A 22,511-nucleotide genomic window follows, 5' to 3' on the forward strand; every position below is an offset into this window, starting at 1 on the left:
TGTGTATAAGAGACAGCCACTATACTCAGTTTGGAAGGGATAAATGACATACCCGCCGGGTTAAAGAATGTCACACTCGCGTCTTCGGCATGAGCACTAGTATGCGCCATTGCCAATTGTTTTACCCCTTGCAGGGAAACTCTGAAGCCTCCTGCGTAAGATAGAACTCCCGCCAATAAAGCAGTTGATACTAATATTTTTTTCATAGACTATTATTATATAAGCCAAATATAAAATTATTTTGAATACGTCTGTTAATATTTGCTAATATTTTAAACAATATCCCAAAAGAAAACTATGTTTAAAATAATAACTCTAAGGAAATAAACCACAAAATAATCATTATGAAAGTCTTAAATAGATTAAAAAACTAAACATCATTTACTGTTTAATTCTAAACAACCGTTTAACATTAAGTCTTAACAGCCTCAAAAAGCATTAGCAGGAAAGCAAAATGATAATAAATGTTAAATTAAACAGAGCTGGAATAAAAAGATTAAATTAAAAAAATAGTATGCCCTTTACTTCCTTAAATGGCAGCCTTTAACGATCATTCTTACTCAAAATAGGAAAATGTTTTATCTCCAATTCAGGTTATTTAACTATTTTAGAATCTCATAAAGATAAAAATACATAAATTTGCAGATTATAAATAATAGAAAATATGAGTTGTGGATGTAAAACATCCGGCGATTCTGCACATTCTTGCGGCCCTAAAAAAACCGCAAATGGCTGTGAAAATGTAAATACCTGCGGGAATAGTTATAAATTAAGTGTTTTTGACTGGCTTTCTAACATCAACAATCCGGCACCAAACAGGTGTGATTTTGTGGAAGTTAGATTTAAAAACGACAGAAAATCGTTTTATAAGAATGTAAATAATATTCCTTTACATATAGGTAGCGTAATTACAGTAGAATCAAGTCCGGGACACGATGTAGGCGTAGTAAGCCTTACGGGAGAATTAGTAAAGATTCAGATGAAAAAGAAAAAGTTTTCTGAAGAATCGGCACTCAAAATATACAGACAGGCCAACCAAAAAGATCTTGAGGTATGGCAGGAAGCAAGAAAAAAAGAAGATGGCGTAAAGCTTGAAGCAAGAAAAATTGCCCAGAGATTAGGCCTTGAAATGAAAGTTACAGACGTAGAATACCAGGGTGACTCCTCAAAAATCACCTTTTATTACACTGCTGATAACCGAGTGGATTTCAGACAACTAATCAAAGATTACGCTGGAGCTTTCCGTACTAAAATCGACATGAAACAAATCGGTTTCAGACAGGAAGCTGCCAAAGTAGGTGGAATCGGATCTTGCGGACGTGAACTTTGCTGCTCTACATGGCTTACAGACTTCAGATCTGTAAACACCAATGTTGCAAGATATCAACAGCTGAGTATCAATCCTCAGAAACTGGCAGGGCAATGCGGTAAGCTTAAATGTTGTCTTAACTATGAGCTTGACAGTTATTTGGATGCATTAAGCAACTTCCCTTCTTCTTCAACGACTTTGGAAACAGAGAAAGGAAAAGCATTCTGTATTAAAATCGACGTTTTCAAAAAGAAAATGTGGTTTGCTTATGTAGACAGTTCAATTGCATGGTATGATTTTGACATCGACCTTGTTAAAAAATTGATTTCAAAGAATAAAAGAGGAGAAAAAACACTTCCTCTTGAAGACCTGAAACAACCGGAAACCTCTACTCACACGATCGATTTGATCCAGGAAAACAATGTGGATCGTTTCGAAAAGAAAAACAGAGGAAACAACAGGAACAGAAACAACCAGAGCAACCAGAATAAACAAAATAACAACCAGCAAAGTCAGGGTCAGGGCCAAGGACAAAAAAGAAACAGACCTGAAAGGCAAGAGAGACCGGAAAGATCTGAAAAAACCGAAAACCCAAATGCTCAATCTGCAAATCAGCCTAGACCTCAAAAGCAGCACCCACAGCAAAAAGCACCTGTGGAAAAAGCAGTGAATAATTCTGACGCTGATAAAAAGCCACAGAGCAACAATCCGAATAAGAAAAAATTCAAAAAGAAATATCCTCCAAAAAAAGATAACAATGCATAAAATTTTAGGATTACTTTCACTTATCCTTTTCTTTAGCTGCAACTCTTCCTCAGGAGGAGATGTCATCATGAATTCCGTTGATAACAAATGGAATAAGAAAAGTGAACAAAAATTTAATCTTGAAGTTTCAGATCCGCAGAATCCTAAAAACATTATATTTGTCGTAAGAAATAACAACACTTATCCTTACAGCAATATAAGGTTTATAGTGAATTTCACCAATCTCCAGAACAAAAAAAAGGAAACAGACACCTTGAATTATGTTCTGGCTAAACCAAACGGAGAATGGCTTGGTACAGGGTTTGGTGATACGAAGGAAACTTTGTTTCAGTATAAAGTAAATTACCAGTTCCCAGGAAAAGGGAAATATGAAATCAGTCTTACTCAGGCGATGAGAAATGACAACCTTCAGGGAATTGAGGATATTGGGGTAAAAATAGAAACGGCTAAACCGTAACCATAAATGGAAGAAAACAAAAAAAATGCAGGAAATAAGGGGAAAACATTTCCTCTGCCTCCCAAGAAAAAGAAAGACACCTCCTGGAGAAAATGGGTTTCGTTTATTTGGATCGGACTCATTGCGGTAGTTCTGGGAATTTCAGGGCTTTTCTTTTCGGTTTCTCAAGGATTCCTTGGGGAAATGCCTGATGTAAAAGAACTTGAAAACCCGGATATCTTTGTTGCTTCTGAAATCATTTCTTCAGACGGAGTAACTTTGGGTAAATTCGAAAAAGAAAAGACTCAGCCAATCGTTTATAAAGACCTTCCTCCTTATCTTATTTATGCCCTACAAGCTAAAGAAGATGAGCGTTTTAAAGAACACTCAGGAATAGATTTATACTCTGTTGCCAGAGCCGTTGCATATGGTGGTGGACGTGGTGGAGGTTCTACCATTACCCAACAGCTTGCCAAACTTCTTTTCACAGGAAATGCTTCTCAGAATAAAGTTCAGAGAGCATTCCAGAAACTGAAAGAATGGGTAGTAGCAGTAAGTCTTGAGAAAAGATACACCAAAGAAGAAATTATCACTCTTTATTTCAACAAATTTGACTTCCTTTTCAACGCTAATGGTATTGAAATGGCTTCCAGAGTTTACTTTAACAAGAAAACATCTGAACTTACATTACCAGAAGCTGCAACATTTGTAGCAATGCTTGAAAATCCAAGAAAAAACAATCCTTACAGATATCCTGAAAAGGCTAAAGAAAGAAGGAATGTAGTATTGGATCAAATGCAGAAAACCGGATATATTGATGCTGCAACTTATGAAAAAGCAGCCAGTACTCCGATTGAAGTAGACTTCCACCCTATCAAAAGCATCACGGATGGATATTCTGCTTATTACAAGTTCTATCTGAGAAAAGAGATTGACAAATATCTTGAAGCTCATGAAAAAGAAACCGGTAAAAAACTTAACCTTTACAAAGACGGTTTAAAAATATATGTTACTCTTGATTCTAAAATGCAGAAATATGCAGAAGAGTCAATCAAAGAGCACTTAACAGATCTTCAGAAGAGATTTGATGCAGAACAGAGAGGAAGAAAGAACAGACCTTTCTACTATCTTAATGATAAACAAATCAAAGACGTAATGGTTCAGGCTATGAAAAGAACCGGCCGTTACAAATTGCTCAAAGCTGACGGAATGCCTGAGGATTCTATTATGATGGAGTTCAAAAAACCTATCAAAACTTCACGATTCACATGGGCCGGAGAAGAAGAGGTGGAAATGTCTCCATGGGATTCTATCAGATACCATAAACAAATTGCACAGGCAGGTTTGATGTCTATGGTTCCGGGAACCGGAGAAATCAAAGCCTGGGTAGGTGGTATAGACTGGCAGCACTTCCAATATGATCATATCAAGCAAGGTAAGAGACAGGTAGGATCTACATTCAAACCTTTCGTATACGCTACTGCTATTATGAAACTGGGAATGACTCCTTGTTCCGCTGTTTCTAACGGAACCTATGATCACAACGGGTGGCACGTACCGGGAAGAGGCGGAATGCTTACTTTAAAAGATGCATTAGCACACTCTCAAAACCCTGTTGCTGCAAGACTAATTGAAATGACAGGAGTGGACGCTGTAATCCAGACAGCAAGAGATCTGGGAGTAACAGAAGATATTCCTAGAAACAATACCATCGCTTTAGGTTCATCAGACATTACGATTTACGAAATGCTAGGTGCATACAGTACTTTTGCCAACTATGGTAACTACAACAAACCAGAGATGATATGGAGAATTGAAGATGCCAACGGTAGAGTTATCAAGGAAGTAAACGTAGAGCCAAAAGAAGTAATGAACCCAATGTATGCCTACACCATGATTGAACTGATGAAAGGTGTTGCACAATACGGAACTGCTTCCGGAGAATTAGGAAGAAGAGGAATCTCAAAAGCGGTAGAAATTGCTGCTAAAACAGGAACAACTCAGAATAACTCCGATGGATGGTTTATGGGAATCACACCAAAACTGGCAACCGGAGCATGGGTTGGATGGGAAGACAGAGCAACCCACTTCTTTGGAACAGGTGAAGGTCAGGGTGCGAGAATGGCACTACCGATCTGGGCAATTTTCATGAAAAAAGTATGGGCTGATAAGAGTTTAGGAGTAACTCCTGATGACAAATTTGTAAAACCTTCAGACTGGAAAGACGGATGTTCGAACCTTAAAGGACTAAGCGGAGGATATGGAGACGATGGAAGTCTTCAGACGATCGATGAGATCAAAAATCCAAGACCAGCAGATCCAACGCCTAAAAAGCCAACAGAAAAGAAAGAGGACAACATCAATGAAAACCTTCATTCTAATGATGAAGTAGATTTCAATAAATAAATTCTCTTTTAGAAATACACAAGACCTTTCAATAATTTGGAAGGTCTTTTCTTTTATAATTAATACCTTTGAAGGATGAATATCGAACGTATCAGACAACCATTTATTGAAACTTTTCCCGGTGATTTTTCAAACAATCCCATGCAGAGAAACACACCAAAGGTTTTATTCGCCACCATTAAACCTGCAGGCTTTGATAAACCTGAACTTATTGCTTTTAACGAAGCTTTATCAAAGGAAATTGGCTTAGGAAAATATGAAGATAAAGACCTGAACTTTCTGGTGGGAAATAACCTTCCGGAAAACGTTCGAACCTATGCCACAGCGTATGCAGGGCATCAGTTCGGAAACTGGGCAGGACAGCTTGGAGATGGAAGAGCTATTCTTGCTGGTGAAATTACCAATGAGGCAGGAAAAAAGACCGAAATCCAATGGAAAGGAGCCGGAGCAACTCCATATTCCAGACATGCTGACGGAAGAGCCGTATTGAGATCTTCTGTACGCGAATATCTTATGAGTGAAGCCATGTATCACCTAGGCATTCCTACAACAAGAGCACTTAGTCTGGCTTTTACAGGCGAAGATGTGATACGTGATATCATGTACAGTGGAAATCCACAGCTTGAAAAAGGTGCAGTGGTTATCAGAACTGCTGAAAGCTTTTTACGTTTCGGTCATTTTGAACTTATGTCTGCCCAAAGAGAATACAACAATCTTCAGGAGCTTGCCGACTTTACCATTGAAAACTATTACCCGGAAATCACATCTACTGACAGTAAGAAATACAGAGACTTTTTTGAAAACATCTGCACCCGAACGGCTAACTTAATGGTTGAATGGTTCAGAGTAGGCTTTGTACATGGAGTGATGAATACAGATAATATGTCAGTTCTGGGATTAACCATTGATTACGGCCCTTATTCCATGATGGACGAATATGATTTGAATTTCACACCCAATACAACAGATCTTCCGGGAAGAAGATATGCCTTTGGAAAGCAGGGGCAGATCGCCCAGTGGAATCTTTGGCAGCTTGCTAATGCTCTTCATCCATTAATCAAGGACGAAAAGTTTTTAGAAGATACTTTAAATAATTTCGGAACTTATTTTTGGGAAGCTCATGACCAGATGCTCTGTAAAAAGTTTGGTTTTGATCAGCTTCAAAAGGATGATGAAGAATTTTTCACCAATTGGCAGGGATTAATGCAGGAACTTCAGTTAGATTACACCTTGTTTTTCAATCAACTGAAAAAAATAACCCAAAACACAAACATACCAGAACATTTTAAAGATGTCTCTTATATTATTCTGGATGAAGTAAAGCTGGAAAAGCTAAATAGTTTTATCAAAAGTCATGAAGCAAGAAAAGCTTTAAACACCATTTCGGAAGAAGACTCTTTAGCCATGATGGAAAAAACAAATCCAACATTTATACTCCGAAATTATCTTCTCTACGAATGTATTGAAGAGATCAGCAATGGCAAAAAAGAGATGTTGGAAAAACTCATTAAAGCCCTCGAAAATCCATATCAGGAAATATACCCTGAGTTCTCCGCCAAAAGACCGTCTGGATACGATGATACTGCCGGATGTTCCACACTTTCATGCAGTTCGTAATTAACAAATATTCATAAAAAACCAAAAAACATGTAATTATTTTCATTTTTTTATTACATTTACTAACAACTTTAAACGTAAACCAAATGAAAACAAAATTACTATTCCTTTTCCTAATCTCTTTTGTATTTGGAAATGCACAGATTCTCACAGAGACTTTTCAGGGTACGACATTTCCTCCAACAGGATGGACAACCGGAACAAATGTGGCTTCAAGACCTTGGGGATTTACCACTATCATATTTAATGCAACCGGACAAGCAACATTCAATATCACAGGTGGAAAATCTGCTTGCATAGGATGGATTGCCGATTCACAGGATGCTCATTTAACAAGTCCTTCCTTCAGTTTAGTAGGGACAACAAGTCCGGTACTAAAGTTCAATGCTAAAATTGGATACGAATACATGGTTGATCCAAATCCTAACGGAGATTTAAAAGTAGAGGTATCCACAGATGGAGGAACTACCTGGAATCAGGTATGGGTTGAAGAAGACTATGGAGTATATACTGATTATGAAACACTAGCGATTACCGTGAGCTTAGCCTCATATGCAGGGCAGGCCAATGTTAAATTCAGATTCCATTATGTTGCCAATGATGCAGACAGCCTTTCTATAGATGATGTACAGGTTTTAGCAAGTGCTACATTAGCTACTCAGGAAGCCAATGCTAAAGTAAAAGACTTCACAAACATTTATCCAAACCCTACAAAAGGAGAAATCAATATAAAAACAGACAAAAAAATCAAATCTGCCACAGTAATTGATGCAAGTGGAAAATCTCTGCTCAACAATACTTCAGAAAGATTGGATATTTCTTCACTTCCAAAAGGAGTCTATCTATTAAAAGTAGACTTCTCAGACGGAACTTCCAAAACCGAGAAAGTAATCAAACAATAACAACGTTTATACAAACTTTTATAACCACCAAAATTGGTGGTTTTTTTATTTTACTTTTGCAAAAAATTTGACCCGTGTCTTTTATCAAAACAAAATTTATCAATTTTCTTAAACTGGTTTTCCCATCCACCTATACCGAGTTGGCGGTATTTCTGTTTTTCATAGTCTGTTATGGAATTCTGGGATCTTATATTGCCCTTCATTACAGGATTATTTTTGACAGCAGGATTCCGTGGGATGCTTACTTCAGTTTTGATAATAAATCAATCCTTATGACAGGAGGCAGTTTTGAAAGACATCCTCTATCCTACTATTTTTTCAACTGGATAAGAGAATTCTCGCTATTTATTTCAGGAGGAAAAACGGATGCCAACTTCAGACTTACGCTGGCATGGCTCAGTAATATTATCATTACATTAAATATTATTCAGGTATTTAAATATTTAAAGAATATCATTCAGCTTCCTTTATGGCTAAGCCTTTTAATCATATTATTCTTTGGAGCTTTTTCCACTAATATCATCTTGTCTTTTACTCCGGAGAACTTTACCTACACCTTATTTTTACTATCGCTATACAACTACTATGCGGCAATCAAACTAAGGAAAGAAGAGAAAATACCTGCTACTGCTTTATCACTGGCTGGAATTACTATCGGAGGGCTTACTATTACCAACTTTGTAAAAGTTTTCATTCCACTTATTTTTGAGAAAGGCATTTTTACCAACTGGAAGAAATTTGGAAATGCAGTTTTAAGAGTGGCAATAGCTGTTATCTGTTTTGTACTGCTTTATCTGAACAGAATTGATTTTAAATATCAGAATATCTTTTCAAAAACCAACCAGCAATATGAAAAGTTTTCCAATGTAGAATCTATGCCGACATGGGATATGATTCTTTCATTCTTTTTCGGAGGCAATATTCTTTTCCCGGGATTTATTATGTCTGACAAACATAATATGAAAGGGTTTAATTTCAAAGGACTTTACATGGATGTTTATTCATCGCCCCTTTCCTACTTTTTCATCGGCACATTATTAATCCTGATCAGTTGGAGTTATTTTAAAAACTTTAAAAACAAATGGGTTCAGGTTATCGTCATTTCATTTTTAGTTGACCTCATTATCCATTGTGTAATGAGGTTTGGTCTTCACACTTCCTATATTTATGGAGGACATTTTGTTTTTGTATACCCTCTTCTTTTAGGATGGCTCTTTTTTGCCTACAGATCTTCACCTAAAATGATGTCGTTTTTAACATTAACAATGGTTGTATTGTTTATCTATCTGATCGTCAATAATACCTTCAGAATGGCAGAGTTCTTCTGGTTTATGGAAAATTATTATCAATAAAAAAAGCTGAGAAAATTTCTCAGCTTTTTGTTTTTTATGTTGAAATAAATTCTTCCTATTTTGCTTCTGCACAGAAAATTCTATACTGTACTGCTACTGCAGATTTAAAGTATTCTCTGATTTTGGAAAGATCACTGGCTGCACTTTGTTTTGTGAAATAACTTCCAGCTAAAATCTTATAATTTGGTCTTAAAGAAGCATCCGTCTCTACTTTCAGATTCGGGAATCTTTTTCTGAAATAAGACTTCACCTCATTAGCCTCCTCATTACTTTTCACCGTTGTAATCTGGATTTTGAACCCTAAAATTCTAGGATTTTTCTTACAGATTTCAGCATTCGTAAGTTCTCTGCTCGGCACAAAGATCTTAGGCGGTTTTGTATTGATTCCTGTAGAAATTCCACTATCATTATTACTGAAATCTTTAGGAGAATTTGTTGGAGCAACTTTCGCACACTTTCCTTCAATTCCTTCCAAAGCAGCATTTATTTTGGAATCCATTGTCATAACAAGCTCTGTTCCTGACAGGGTATCCTTTTTAACAACTTGTTGTGCTTCAATATTATAAAATCCAAATAATGATAATATCGAAAATATTTTGATTAGATTTCTCATTTAAACTTGTTTCCGCAAATTTATACAAATTAAAAAACTATACCAAACTGGTTATTTAGAATCAATACAAATTAAACGTAAATGATATTTTCCCTTTTCGATATACCGTTAAATTCCTGTTAAAAATATTATTTTTGCGGAATTGATTGAATGTTCAATAATTTACTAACATAAGATAATTTAAATGATTAGTTGGAGAAAGCATTATAAAAAAACGTTGATCGCAATAGGCTTATTGCTATCAACCAGTGCTTCATTTTACGGGCAAGACGGCGATCCTAAAAACGGAGAGAAACTTTTCAAAGCGAATTGTACTGCATGTCACGCGCTGGACAAACAAGTTGTAGGACCACCACTAAAAGGGGTTGTAGAACGAGTAAAGACAGAAGGTGGTGTAGACAAAGATTGGCTTCACAAGTGGATCAAAGACAACAAAGCTCTAAGAGCTTCTGGGGATAAATACGCCAATGAGATTTTTGAAAAGTTTAACAAGACTGAAATGCAGGTCTTTCCAAATCTTACAGATAAGGATATTGACGACATTTTAGCTTTCACAACTAACCCTCCTGCTCCGGAGGAGAAAAAACCGGAAGCAACTCCTGCAACTGACGCTACTGCGGCAGCTCCTGCAGACAAAACTACAACAAACGTTGTCATCATTTCACTTTTAGCGATCGCAGGTTTACTGGTTTGGATCTTGGTTAAACTAAGACAATTGGTAAAACTGGGTCAGTCTGAAGATTTAGCTGGACTTAATGAAACAAGAGTTCGTTCTTTCAGTGAAATGTACGAGAAGTTCCACTTCATTGGTAAAGGTCTATTGGCAATCCTTGCTATTTTAGCCGCTTACGGAGTATGGAACTGGTTAATGTGGATTGGGGTTTACAAAGGGTACAAACCTGAGCAGCCTATCTACTTCTCTCACAAAATCCACGCTGGAGAACAGAAAATTGACTGTCAGTTATGTCACTCTAGTGCTAAATACGGAAAAGTATCTGAGATTCCTTCTATGAACGTTTGTATGAACTGTCACAGAACAATTTCTGAATACAACGCAGATCACTACATGGAGCCAGGAAAAGACAAGGCATTCTATGACGGAGAAATCCAGAAGATCTACGCTGCAACAGGTTGGGATCCTGCAAAACAACAGTACACAGGAAAAACACAGCCGGTTGAATGGACAAGAATCCACAACATGCCAGACTTCGTTTACTTCAACCACTCTCAGCACGTAATTGCTGGAGAACAAGCGATCATCAATTCTTTCAACAAAAAGAATCCTAACAACAAAATTGATGTTGTATGTAAAGCTTGTCACGGTAAAATTGATACAATGAATGTTGTTCAAATGGCAAACGACTTTACTATGGGATGGTGTATCGAGTGCCACAGAACGACTGAAGTTGATATGAACAACGGTTATAATAAAGAGTACTTCAAAAATCTACATGACAAGTTGAAAAAACAATATCCACAAGATGGAGGTAAGATCACTGTAGATGCAATTGGAGGTCTTGAGTGTGGTAAATGTCATTATTAATAACTAAAAAATTAGAAGTATAAATGGCTTCAAACAAAATACAATTCAGAAGTATTCATGAACTTAAAGATCCAGCTTTGAATAATAAGCTGGCTCAGAAAGAGTTTCAGGAAGAAATTCCGGTAGAAGATTTCCTTGGAGATGCTGAGAAAAACGGATCAAGTACTTCAAGAAGAGATTTCCTTAAATTACTAGGATTCTCTACAGCAGCAGTTACATTAGCTGCCTGCGAAGCTCCGGTAATCAAAACGATTCCTTATGTGGTAAAACCGCATGACATTATTCCGGGAATCCCTAATTATTACGCTTCAACATATTTTGACGGTTTCGACTTTGCTAGTGTTTTAGTAAAAACCCGTGAAGGTAGACCTATCAAAATTGAACCAAACCCGGCTGGTGGTGATTTAGGTAAAACTAACGCAAGAGCTCAGGCAAGTGTACTTTCTCTTTATGATAACGATAAAGTAAAGCAGCCTAAACTAGACGGTAAAGATGAAACTTTCGATAAAGTAGACAGTTTCGTTATCAAAGGTTTGGAAGAAGCTAAAGCGTCAGGCAAAAAGATTGTTGTTTTATCACACTCTTTTGCTTCACCAACTTTCAAAAAGTTATTCGCTGAATTCAAAGCTAAATATCCTACAGCTGAATTAGTAACTTATGATGCTTTCCCTTACTCTGCAGGATTAGATGCAGCTCAGGAAGTATTCGGACAAAGAGCATTACCTGTTTATGACCTTAACGGTTCTGAATTGGTAGTTTCTTTCCAGGCTGATTTCTTAGGAGATTATAACGCTTCAAGCTTAGAGACTTCTTATGCAGCAGCTAGAAAACCAGGAGCAAGCATGTTGAGACACATCCAGGTGGAGTCTAACATGTCTTTAACTGGAGCTAATGCTGACTCAAGATACAGATTAAAACCAAGTGCTGTAAACAAAACGTTAGTGGAAGTTTACAATGCAATCGTAGGTGGCGGTACTACTGATAAGACTGCAACTGAAATTGCTAACGAATTGAAAGCAAAAGGAAGCAAAGCTGTTGTTTTCGCTGACGGTTCTAAAGGAGCACAGGTTTTAGCACACTTAATCAACCAAAAATTAGGTTCAGTAGCTTTCACAGGTAAGGCAAACTTCCTTAAAGAATTCAACGGTGCTAAATACCAGGAATTCTTAGGATGGGTAAACGGTGGACAAGTTGGTGTATTAATTACAAACAACGTAGACCCTATCTACTCTCATCCAAAAGGAGAAGATTTCAAAAAATCTTTATCAAAAGTTCCTTACGTAGTTGCTGTAGCAGATAAGAAAAATGAAATGTACAAAGCAGCGAAAGCTGTAATTCCGGTAGCTAACTGGTTAGAGTCTTGGGGAGATATCGAACCACAGACTGGAGTATATTCATTAATGCAGCCTACGATCCAGAAAATCTACAAATCAAGACAGATTGAAGAGTCTCTATTGGTTTGGAAGAATGGTAAAAACAATGCAGCAAATAACTACTACGATTATTTAAAAGCAAGCTCTGCTTCTCTTTTAGGTGGTACTTCTTTCAACAAAGCATTGTATAACGGTATCAACGCTTCTACGAATGCAACTTCTCTTGCTTATGCAGGTGGAAACGCTGCTCAGGCTGTTGCTGAACTAGGAAACTTTAAAGCTTCTGAATTAGAATTAGTATTATACACTAAGACTTCAATGGGAGATGGTACTCAGGCAAATAACCCTTGGTTACAAGAGTTACCTGACCCAATCACAAGAATGTCTTGGGATAACTACCTTACAATTTCTCCTAAAGATGCAGAGAAATTTGCAATTGACAACGATCTTAACGCAAGAATGCAGCTAGATGGTTCTATTGTAAACCTTACTGTAAACGGAGTTAAAATAGAAAACGTTCCTGTATTCGTACAACCAGGACAAGCTGAAGGATCTGTAGGTCTTGCACTTGGTTATGGTAAGAAAAACTCAGGAGCAACTGCTGATACTGGTGTAAATGCTTATCCTTTATTTGACGGTTCTAACCTTGTTCTTTCAGGTGTTAAAATTGAAAAAACAGGAGAAGATCACGAGTTCGCAGGTATCCAGCTTCAAAATACATTAATGGGTCGTTATGAAATCGCGAAGGAAGTTCCTTTAGCTGAATTCATTAACGTTGCTTTTGATGACGAGCACAAAGGATGGAACAAGCCTTTGGAATACCACACGATCAGCGGAGCACTTCCAGCGAGAAAAATCGACCTTTGGGATGCTTTTGATGATACAGATGGTCCTCACTTTAACTTATCTATTGACTTGAACTCTTGTACTGGTTGTGGAGCATGTATCATTGCTTGTCAGGCAGAAAACAACGTTCCTGTAGTAGGTAAAGAAGAAGTAAGGATGTCTAGAGATATGTACTGGTTAAGAATTGACCGTTACTACTCTTCAAGACAGAAAGTAGAAGTTTACGAAGGATTGAAAGAAGGAATGGCTGTACCAGAATTGTACGGTACTGCTTTCGGAGACGGAGGTGCATTAAACCACCCTGCAGACAACCCGGATGTAATCTTCCAACCAGTAATGTGTCAGCACTGTAACCACGCTCCATGTGAAACTGTATGTCCGGTAGCAGCTACTTCACACGGTAAGCAAGGTCAAAACCATATGGCTTACAACAGATGTATCGGTACCAGATATTGTGCAAACAACTGTCCGTACAAAGTAAGACGTTTCAACTGGTTTACTTATAACCTAAATGACAAGTTCGATTTCAACATGAACAACGATTTAGGAAGAATGGTACTTAACCCGGATGTAGTTGTAAGAACTAGAGGGGTAATGGAGAAATGTTCAATGTGTATCCAAATGACTCAGAATACTATTCTTGAGGCTAAGAAAGAAGGAAGAAGAGTGAAGGATGGAGAATTCCAGACTGCTTGTTCTAAAGCTTGTTCTACTGGAGCAATGACATTTGGAGACATGAATGATAAAGATTCTTCGATTAGAGAGCAATATGCATCTAACAGAAGATATTATTTACTAGAGGAGATCGGAACAAAACCAAACGTGTTCTATCACACTAAAGTAAGAAACAGAGTAGAAAAATAAAGTTTAAATAATAAATAGGTAAAAAATGTCAGGACATTACGAAGCTCCGATAAGGGAACCTCTAATTATTGGTCACAAAACTTATCACGATATTACAGAAGATATCGCACGACCTATCGAAGAAAGAGCAGGTAAATTATGGTGGATCTCATTATATGCTGCACTAGTTCTATTCCTCTATGGATTCGGCTGTATCGCTTACACTATCGGGACAGGTATTGGAGCATGGGGGCTTAACAGAACTATTAACTGGGGTTGGGATATTACCAACTTCGTATGGTGGGTAGGTATCGGTCACGCCGGGACCCTAATCTCCGCAGTATTATTATTATTTAGACAGAGATGGAGAATGTCTGTAAACAGATCTGCAGAGGCGATGACGATCTTTGCGGTTGTACAGGCAGCAATCTTCCCTGTAATCCACATGGGTAGAGTTTGGGTTGGATACTGGGTATTCCCTTTACCAAACCAATTCGGTTCTCTTTGGGGGAACTTTAACTCTCCTCTACTTTGGGACGTATTTGCGATCTCTACGTATTTCTCAGTATCAACTGTATTCTGGTTCATGGGACTAATCCCTGACTTTGCAATGATCAGAGATAGAGCTAAGACTCCTTGGACTAAGAAAATTTATACATTCCTTGCATTCGGTTGGGGTGGTAAAGCAAAACACTGGCAAAGATTCGAAGAACTTTCTTTGGTTCTTGCAGGTTTGGCAACTCCACTTGTATTCTCAGTACACACCACCGTATCATTTGACTTCGCGACTTCAGTAATTAAAGGATGGCACTCAACAATCTATCCTCCTTACTTCGTTGCTGGTGCAATCTTCTCAGGATTTGCAATGGTACAGACACTATTGTTGGTTGCAAGAAAAGTGTGTCACTTAGAAGAGTATATTACAATGTATCATATCGAAATCATGAACATCGTAATCATCTTAACTGGTGGTATGGTAACTGTAGCTTACGCAACTGAATATTTCATCGGATGGTACTCCGGATCTAGATTTGAAGATTTCACATATCTTTCTCCAGGTGCTGCTGTAGGACCTTACTGGTGGGCATTCTGGTCATTGATCATCTGTAACCTTGTTATTCCTGCTTCTTTCTGGTTCAAGAGACTAAGAACGAACATTATCTGGACATTCATTGTTGCATTAATCATCAACATCGGTATGTGGTTCGAGCGTTTTGATATCATCGTTATCAACCTTTCAAGAGACTACTTACCAGGGTCATGGACAATGTTTAAGCCAACGATCATTGATGTAGGTGTATACTTAGGAACTATCGGATTCTTCTCTGTATTATTCTTATTATATGCAAGAACGTTCCCTGTAATTGCACAGGCTGAATTAAAATCGATTTTGAAAATCTCAGGTGAAACTTATAAAGCAAAAGAAGGAGATGAGCACCACTAAAATTGTATACGGACTTTATGCTGACGACGACGATTTAATGAACGGCGTTAAAGCATTCAACGATAAAGGAATCGCAATTAACGAAGTTTATACTCCGTTTCCGGTTCACGGACTAGACAAAGCTTTAGGTTTAAAGAAAACTAGAATTTCTGATGCCGCATTCTTATATGCTCTTTATGGGGTTACTATCGGTGCTACTTTAACCTGGTATGTAATGAACCACGACTGGCCGCAGAATATCGGTGGTAAACCAGCTTTTGACTGGGGACACAACATGCCTGCATTCGTAGTTCCAATGTTCGAATTAATGGTATTCTGTGCCGCTCACATGATGTCTTTAACTTTCTTAGTTAGAAACAAAATGTATCCAGGAGCTCCAGCTCAGAACCCGGATCCAAGAACGACTGATGATAAATTCATGATGGAATTTGTAACTGAAGATGTAGAATCTGTAAAACAGTTGCTTATTGAAACTGGAGTTGAAGAAATAACTGTTAAAGACGCTTAAAATGAAAAAGAATGTATTAAAAATTACAGCGGTTTTAGGTTTAACTACAGTTTTACTTAACTCTTGCGGACCAAAGGAGAACACTCCGTTGGTATATTTCCCGGACATGTATTTTCCGGTAGCTTATGATCCATTGATGAAAGCTCAGGACGCTTATTCAGATCATGAAAATGAAATTCCTGCTTTTGTTAAAAATAATGGTGCAACAGGTCTTTCTCCGGTAGAAGGATCAGTTCCTCAGAATAAAGACGGAGTTTTTGAAGAAAGCTTATTACCTAAAAACGTTGACGAGTATAACGCAGGGTATGAAGCATCTAAAAAACTTACAGCATCTCCTTTGAACCCAGCTAATGCAGCTAAGGATCTTGAAAGAGGTAAAATATTGTTTGATCACACTTGTGCTGCATGTCACGGTACAGGAGGTGATGGACAAGGACCTATCGTTCAAAGTGGAGCATTCTCTGGAGTACCAAACTATGCTGACAGAGAAATTACTGTAGGATCTGTTCATTATGTATTAACAAACGGTAGAAATGCCATGGGATCTTATGCGGGACAATTGAACGCAGGAGACAGATGGAGAGTAGCAATGTATGTGATGAGTGCTTTCAAAAAAGGAGCAGCAGCACCGGCAGCAGCTACAGCGGCGGCACCAGCAACAACTGAAACGACTACCGAAACTAAAAAATAAGAAAAGAAATGTATAGTTTTTCACCAAAATTAAAATCAACTTCTATAATACTTCTTGTTGTAGGTTTAGTTCTTTTCGGTATTGGTTTCTTTTTGAACAAAGGAATTTCTACTGAGAAAATAGAACAAATGATGGAAGCTGTTCATGCTTCAGGTCATACTGCTCCTACACACTCAAGTGAAATGGTTGGACCTCAGGATCACGCTGCTCACCTTGAGCACGCTACATTACAGGTACACAACCAGCCTTTAGCAGCAATACATTTTGTAGCTGTATTTTTCTTTGGAGTGAGCTGCTGCGTATTATTCTTCTATTCTATTCAGCACGCTGCACACGCAGGATGGCCAATCATCATTACAAGAGTAATGGAAGCTATTGCTTCTTATATCCCTTACGGTGGTGCAATCTTAGTAATCCTGATGATCTTAAACATCACTCATAATGGTCACTTATTCCACTGGATGGACCCTGAATTGACAAACCCGGATTCTCCGCATTTTGATGTGATCTTATTCGAAAAGAAAAAATTCTTAAATATTCCTTTCTACGCAGTAAGAACTTTAATCTATGTGATTGGTGCTTCTTTCTTCGCTTGGAAATTAAAAGCTCAGTCTAAGAAAGTAGATGAAACTAAGTCTAAAGTAGAGTACCAAATGCTTTACAGATGGGCAGTAGGATATATCGCATTCTTCGGATTTGCTTCTGCAGCTTGGGCTTGGGACTGGTTGATGTCTATTGACCCTCACTGGTATTCCACAATGTATATCTGGTATTCAATGGTTAGCTGCCTTTCAAGTGGTATCGCTGTAATCATTCTATTAAGTGTTTATCTTAAGAAAAATGGTTTCTTACCACAGTTCAATGATAACCACTTACACGATTTAGGAGTATTCCTTTTCGCTACAAGTATGCTTTGGACATATACATGGTTCGCTCAGTTCATGCTTTACTGGTATGCAAACGTTCCGGAAGAGGTTAACTACTTCTTCGGTAGATTCCAACACTACTCTCCTACTTTCTTACCGATGTTGATCATCAACTTCTTATTACCACTATTGGTATTAGTAAGTAGCAGCATCAAGAGAAACTATAAAGTAGTTACTACAATGGCAGTAGTAGTGATCTTAGGGCACATCTTAGACTACTTCAACATGGTAATGCCGGGAACAGTAGGACCATACTGGAACACTCCTGAAGTATTCTTGTTAATCCTTGGAGCAATCCTATTCGTAGCTGGATTATTTATGTTTACTGTACTTTCAGCTTTATCTAAACTGAAGTTGATTCCTACAGGAAACCCATTCTTACATGAATCTGAAATTTATGAGTATCCTTTCTAAGGACTTGTAACAAAATAAAATTATAAAAGACTGATTGTTAAAACGATCAGTCTTTTTTTATGCATACCAATCTGCAGGCAACCATTCTGAACGTTATGCGTCTCTATAATGAGATCAATAAACTAAAAACAAAATCTTATTATGAAAATAAAACTTTGCCTTTACTCGTTTTTCATTTTTCTGTTTAGCTTTATTCAGGCACAGACCATCACTTTCGTTTCTGAAAAAAGTAATACTCCCCTTCCCAGAGTTTCAGTGTTTGGGAAAGATGGAACTATTCTGGCATACTCAGATATCGAAGGTAAGATTAACAAACAATCATTGTCCCCCTCGCAGGAAAAGTTTCAGCTTGTCTATAATAATTTTCCGGTTGCCACTTTATCATATGCAGACTTTGAGCAATCCATTATAAAAATCAATGACCAGGTAAAGGAAATTGAAACTGTAGTTATCAAAAATAACAAACCTGCCAAATACATTTTTATCAAAGGAAATTTTAATGCTTACGTGACCGTAAATAATAAACTGAATAGTTATACCGACGGAATTGTAACCTATATTTTTGACAACAAAACAAAAAAACTAAAAAGTACCAATGTTGAACAATACAGGGTTTTCAGATTGACAGAACCTAAAAACGAGAAAAAACAGACTTCATCATGGGATTATGGAAATTCTCTACAGATTCCAAAACTTAAAAATGTAGGAAACCCGGAAGAATATAAAACAAAAAGAAATATCATCAGAGAATTGAAAGGTGATCGTAAAGATCAGATTGAGGTAACAGGAGGAGCGCTTCAGGAAAAAGAATTTTCTTTCTTCGGATATAGATTTTATGATATCAGAACAATTCTTAATATGTCCTTTGAAAAAGGAACAGAAAAAACATTGAAAGATTTCCTTGAATACAATGAACTTGTTTTTGTAAAACTTAAACACAAAAGTGAACCTGAATACAATCAGATTGCCGTTTACACAAATTTCTATCCTACAGAACTCAGCTTCAATAACGACAATGATATTGAAAAAGTAAAATTTGATAAAGAAAACAGTAATTACAAAACTTCTTACTGGCAGGATCCTTCATTCCCAAATATGCAGACTATCTTCAGCAATTTTTTCAAAGGAGACTTAAAAGAACAATCCAATAAAAAGTAAAAATATAGGATTATGGCTACTGTGAAAAAGAAATAAAACAAGCTATAAAACATAAAGTAAAAATAAAATCCAGTATTAATAAAGGTTTTATTAAATTTGCAACAAACCAAATAAAAATGAAAAAGTTTTCTTTTCTACTTGTTTTCAGTCTGTTGCTTTTTACAGCATGTAAGAAAGATCATGTAGATGCTACGAATACTAAAACACTGCAGTCAAGTATCAATGATATGACTTCCAGTTTACCTACCATTAAGCAGATTAAGTTTAATGAAGCTCTTTATATCCTTAAAACATTTGGGGTAGAGGCAGACGGTGATATCAATGAGCTAAAAGCCCTTGGAAAACTGATTAACGGGAAGAAAGTTCCTGAAATCATGTCATTGGCTGATGAAATTGCACAAAAAAACGGAATAGAATGGGCAAGTACTGCCCCACCATCACTTGGAGAAATGAATATCTTCGGGGATGATAAAGCTAAAGAAAGTGATCCTAATGATGTAAAAGCAGGATCATTAAGCCTTGTGACAAGACCTACAGGAGATGACGGAACCGGAGCGCCTACAGCGATTCAAATTGTTCCAAGACTTGTAGATGCGGCCGGAAACCCTGTATCATTCACAGGAGCTGGTCTTGAAGCAACTCTTGAAGTCTACAGTAACGGTGTAAGATTGGCTACTGCTAAAAACCTGATGCAGGATAATAACTTTAAAGGATTCAACTTAAAGTTCTCATCTATCCCTGCTGCAAAAGTAGTGGATAACAAAATTGACATCACGGTTTCAGTAAAAACAACAGCCAAGACTTTCAAAATGTCTAAAATCGGTCTTGATGTAAATGCAGCAGCTCTGAAAGTTCCTGCAATCCCAAAAACTGATTCAACAGCAGTGACTGAGCAACCAAGCGCGGTGGTAGATCCAAACAATCCAACAGCGACTCCTGGAGCAACTACAGATCCTGCAACAGCTACTCCTGCAACGCCTGCTGCTCCAAAGCAACCGACGGCAGACCCCAAAAATACAGTCACGAAGTTTTTGAACAGCGTAAGTTCTCAGAATTTAAAAGCAGCTTACGAAACAGCCAGTAACCCAAGCTGGGGAAGCTATGAATCTTTCTCAAATCCTACTTCAGGTTTTGGATCTGTGAAAAATGTAAGCGTAAAAAACATTACGACTAATGGGACATCAGCTAACAGTGCCAGCGTAAATGCTACTTATGATGTAACGGATAAAAGCGGGAAGACAACTTCTCTAAAAGTAACTTTCGGGCTTAAAAATGTAAATGGAGACTGGAAAATTTCCAGCTATAAAATCAATTAATAAATGGCTTCAGCAGAACTCATCAAAAGATTAGAAGAAACAATTGAAAATATCCCAGATTTTCCGATTCCGGGAATACAGTTTAAGGATATTTCACCCATCTTTTTAGACCCAAAACTTTACGAAGACGTTATTTCAGATCTTGTAGCCTTCAGTAAAGGAAAGATAGACGCAGTCTGCGGAATTGAAAGCCGTGGTTACCTTTTTGGAATCGCAATTGCTGTAGCATTGGAAGTGCCATTCATCTTAATCAGAAAAGCAGGAAAACTTCCACCACCAGTCATTTCAGAAAAGTATGATCTGGAATATGGAAGTGCCATTATTGAAACCCGTGAAGGACAGATAAAACCCGGACAAACAGTTTTAATCCACGATGACCTTTTAGCAACAGGAGGAACTACTGAAGCTGCTGCCAAGTTGGTAGAAAAACAAGGAGCAATTGTTTCACAGTTTAGTTTTCTTATCGGCTTACAAGGTTTGAATGGTGATGAAAAACTGAAAAAATTCGGGGCAGAAATCTACCATATTTTAGGATACTAAGATTTAATATATATGCTTCGACAAGTTCAGCATGACAACGCTAATCATTTACTGTGAGATTAGAACAAACAGTATTAGAAGTGTCTTGATGAGCCTGTCGAAGCATCTTTTTTTAATAAATTCATCATCCAAGATTAACAATTCACAAGATTTCCTCAATAATACTCATAAAGTATTTTGTAAATCTCTCAGAAACAATTAAATTTGCATTTCAATTTTTAAAAACTTATGGCAAAATTGGGAAAGAGTGCTCAGAACGAGCAAGAAGGTAAAGAAACAGTTGAGTTCTTTAAAGACCTTGACAGAGAAGCTTTAAACACTGAAAGATTTGTTGAAAAATATTCAAAACCACTTGGTTTTATATTTGGAGCTTTGATTTTAGGAGTTTTAGGATTCTTTGCTTACAAGCAATTTGTAATTGCTCCAAAGAACACTGAAGCTGTAAAAAGTTTCCTTGCTGCTCAGAAAAACCTTGCTGAAGGTAAAGATAAAGATGCTTTGGGTGGAAAATCTGCTGCTAATCCTGGTTTTATAGGGACAGCAAATGAATATGCTTCTACTGAAATCGGTAAGCTTTCTTCTTATAATGCCGGTTTATTAAAATTCAAAGAAGGAAAGTTCCAGGAAGCTTATGATCTTTTAGATAAATTCTCTTCCAAAAACAAGACTTTAATGGCAATGAAGTATGGTGCTATGGCAGATGCAAAATCAGGTCTTAACAAAAATGATGAGGCTTTAGGTTTGTTAGATCAGGCTGCATCGGCATCTGATGATCCTTATACAACATATTATTTCACAAGAAAAGCAGGTATCGTTGCATTGGGATTAAAGAAAAATGCAGAAGCTAAAAAATACTTCTCTGCAATTGATGAAAAATATCAGGACTACGACAACGGAATGTCTGATTCTTATATTGAAATGACTAAATATTATTAAAAAATGGCAACAGTTAATCTATCCGATTACAAGCCACTTCATATAACTAATGCCGAAGATTTTTCTATCGGCATTGTTTTTTCTGAGTGGAATGATTTTGTAACTTACAATCTTCGTGATGCAGCTTTGGAAATCCTTGAAAAAGAAGGGGTAAAACCTGAAAACATCAAACTTTTCCCTGTACCAGGAGCCTTCGAATTAAGCTATGCAAGCATGCAGCTTTGCAAAGAGAGAAAATATGACGCAGTAATCTCTATCGGATGTGTGATCCGTGGGGAAACTCCTCATTTTGATTATGTATGTTCTGCAGTAGCACAGGGAATTAAAGACTGTAATATCATGACAGATACTCCAACTATTTTCTGTGTATTAACGGATGATAACAAAGAACAATCTATTGCGAGAAGCGGTGGAGATCTTGGAAATAAAGGAGTAGAAGCAGCCGTTACAGCTCTTAGAATGATTGATTTCAAAAAGAAATTATCTGATAAAAAAGGAAATATTGGTTTCGGACATTCTTAACCAATAATTTGCTTCGACAATATAATGGGACTATTTTTTAATAGTCCTTTT

The 22,511-nt window shown here is 37.2% G+C and carries 18 protein-coding genes and 1 pseudogene; 17 read left to right on the forward strand and 2 right to left on the reverse strand.

What is annotated here, in order from left to right; genetic code table 11:
• Window positions 1-206, reverse strand: a pseudogene (locus REB14_RS22310) (OmpP1/FadL family transporter); the annotation flags it as partial.
• A gap of 458 nt (window positions 207-664) precedes the next feature.
• Between REB14_RS22310 and REB14_RS22315 the strand changes: the two are divergent.
• The 6 genes from REB14_RS22315 to REB14_RS22340 all read left to right on the forward strand — a co-directional run bounded on the left by REB14_RS22315 (window position 665) and on the right by REB14_RS22340 (window position 8,787).
• A complete protein-coding gene (locus tag REB14_RS22315; protein ID WP_309523339.1) occupies window positions 665-2,074 on the forward strand; it encodes a PSP1 domain-containing protein in 1,410 nt (469 codons plus the stop codon).
• Window positions 2,067-2,531 carry a gliding motility lipoprotein GldH gene (locus REB14_RS22320; RefSeq protein WP_034691774.1) on the forward strand — a complete coding sequence of 155 codons (465 nt, stop codon included), beginning with the start codon at window positions 2,067-2,069 and terminating at the stop codon, window positions 2,529-2,531. The genes REB14_RS22315 and REB14_RS22320 overlap by 8 nt, the downstream gene beginning before the upstream one ends.
• Before the next feature lie 6 nt (window positions 2,532-2,537).
• A complete protein-coding gene (locus tag REB14_RS22325; protein WP_034691777.1) occupies window positions 2,538-4,916 on the forward strand; it encodes a transglycosylase domain-containing protein in 2,379 nt (792 codons plus the stop codon).
• Between the two features lie 75 nt (window positions 4,917-4,991).
• Window positions 4,992-6,533, forward strand: a complete 1,542-nt coding sequence (locus tag REB14_RS22330) for a protein adenylyltransferase SelO (protein WP_309523340.1) — start codon at window positions 4,992-4,994, stop codon at window positions 6,531-6,533.
• Window positions 6,534-6,619: 86 nt separating this feature from the next.
• Window positions 6,620-7,435, forward strand: coding sequence for a T9SS-dependent choice-of-anchor J family protein (locus REB14_RS22335; protein ID WP_079240020.1), 816 nt, complete (start codon window positions 6,620-6,622; stop codon window positions 7,433-7,435).
• Between the two features lie 74 nt (window positions 7,436-7,509).
• On the forward strand, window positions 7,510-8,787 hold the full coding sequence (locus REB14_RS22340) for a DUF6080 domain-containing protein (RefSeq protein ID WP_309523341.1): 1,278 nt from the start codon (window positions 7,510-7,512) through the stop codon (window positions 8,785-8,787).
• Window positions 8,788-8,842: 55 nt separating this feature from the next.
• Here REB14_RS22340 and REB14_RS22345 read toward each other — a convergent pair whose 3' ends face one another.
• A complete protein-coding gene (locus REB14_RS22345; protein ID WP_034691785.1) occupies window positions 8,843-9,400 on the reverse strand; it encodes an SPOR domain-containing protein in 558 nt (185 codons plus the stop codon).
• Between the two features lie 184 nt (window positions 9,401-9,584).
• On the opposite strand from REB14_RS22345, the gene REB14_RS22350 reads away from it, so the two are divergent.
• The 11 genes from REB14_RS22350 to ribH all read left to right on the forward strand — a co-directional run bounded on the left by REB14_RS22350 (window position 9,585) and on the right by ribH (window position 22,460).
• The gene (locus REB14_RS22350; protein ID WP_047426932.1) at window positions 9,585-10,943 is read left to right on the forward strand and encodes a c-type cytochrome; all 1,359 of its coding nucleotides are present in this window, start codon (window positions 9,585-9,587) and stop codon (window positions 10,941-10,943) included.
• A gap of 23 nt (window positions 10,944-10,966) precedes the next feature.
• Window positions 10,967-14,026 carry a TAT-variant-translocated molybdopterin oxidoreductase gene (locus tag REB14_RS22355; RefSeq protein ID WP_034691789.1) on the forward strand — a complete coding sequence of 1,020 codons (3,060 nt, stop codon included), beginning with the start codon at window positions 10,967-10,969 and terminating at the stop codon, window positions 14,024-14,026.
• Window positions 14,027-14,051: 25 nt separating this feature from the next.
• Window positions 14,052-15,449, forward strand: coding sequence for an NrfD/PsrC family molybdoenzyme membrane anchor subunit (nrfD, locus tag REB14_RS22360; RefSeq protein WP_034691792.1), 1,398 nt, complete (start codon window positions 14,052-14,054; stop codon window positions 15,447-15,449).
• Window positions 15,436-15,957, forward strand: coding sequence for a DUF3341 domain-containing protein (locus REB14_RS22365; protein ID WP_034691794.1), 522 nt, complete (start codon window positions 15,436-15,438; stop codon window positions 15,955-15,957). The genes nrfD and REB14_RS22365 overlap by 14 nt, the downstream gene beginning before the upstream one ends.
• Window position 15,958: 1 nt before the next feature.
• Window positions 15,959-16,648, forward strand: coding sequence for a c-type cytochrome (locus tag REB14_RS22370; RefSeq protein ID WP_034691797.1), 690 nt, complete (start codon window positions 15,959-15,961; stop codon window positions 16,646-16,648).
• Between the two features lie 8 nt (window positions 16,649-16,656).
• On the forward strand, window positions 16,657-17,988 hold the full coding sequence (locus REB14_RS22375; protein ID WP_034691800.1) for a hypothetical protein: 1,332 nt from the start codon (window positions 16,657-16,659) through the stop codon (window positions 17,986-17,988).
• A 141-nt stretch (window positions 17,989-18,129) separates the two neighbouring features.
• Window positions 18,130-19,146 carry a hypothetical protein gene (locus tag REB14_RS22380; RefSeq protein ID WP_079240019.1) on the forward strand — a complete coding sequence of 339 codons (1,017 nt, stop codon included), beginning with the start codon at window positions 18,130-18,132 and terminating at the stop codon, window positions 19,144-19,146.
• 116 nt (window positions 19,147-19,262) lie between these two features.
• Window positions 19,263-20,462, forward strand: coding sequence for a hypothetical protein (locus tag REB14_RS22385; RefSeq protein WP_079240018.1), 1,200 nt, complete (start codon window positions 19,263-19,265; stop codon window positions 20,460-20,462).
• Between the two features lie 3 nt (window positions 20,463-20,465).
• Window positions 20,466-21,002 (forward strand): adenine phosphoribosyltransferase, encoded by a 537-nt coding sequence (locus REB14_RS22390; protein WP_309523342.1) that lies wholly within the window; start codon window positions 20,466-20,468, stop codon window positions 21,000-21,002.
• Window positions 21,003-21,230: 228 nt separating this feature from the next.
• Window positions 21,231-21,938: a YfgM family protein gene (locus REB14_RS22395; protein WP_079240016.1), complete on the forward strand. Its 708-nt coding sequence runs from the start codon at window positions 21,231-21,233 to the stop codon at window positions 21,936-21,938.
• 3 nt (window positions 21,939-21,941) lie between these two features.
• A complete protein-coding gene (gene ribH, locus REB14_RS22400; RefSeq protein ID WP_034691815.1) occupies window positions 21,942-22,460 on the forward strand; it encodes a 6,7-dimethyl-8-ribityllumazine synthase in 519 nt (172 codons plus the stop codon).
• Window positions 22,461-22,511: the final 51 nt, after the last annotated feature.

Origin of the sequence: Chryseobacterium metallicongregator (genome assembly GCF_031324065.1) — a bacterium.
In the GTDB taxonomy this organism is placed as follows: Bacteria; Bacteroidota; Bacteroidia; order Flavobacteriales; family Weeksellaceae; genus Chryseobacterium; species Chryseobacterium metallicongregator.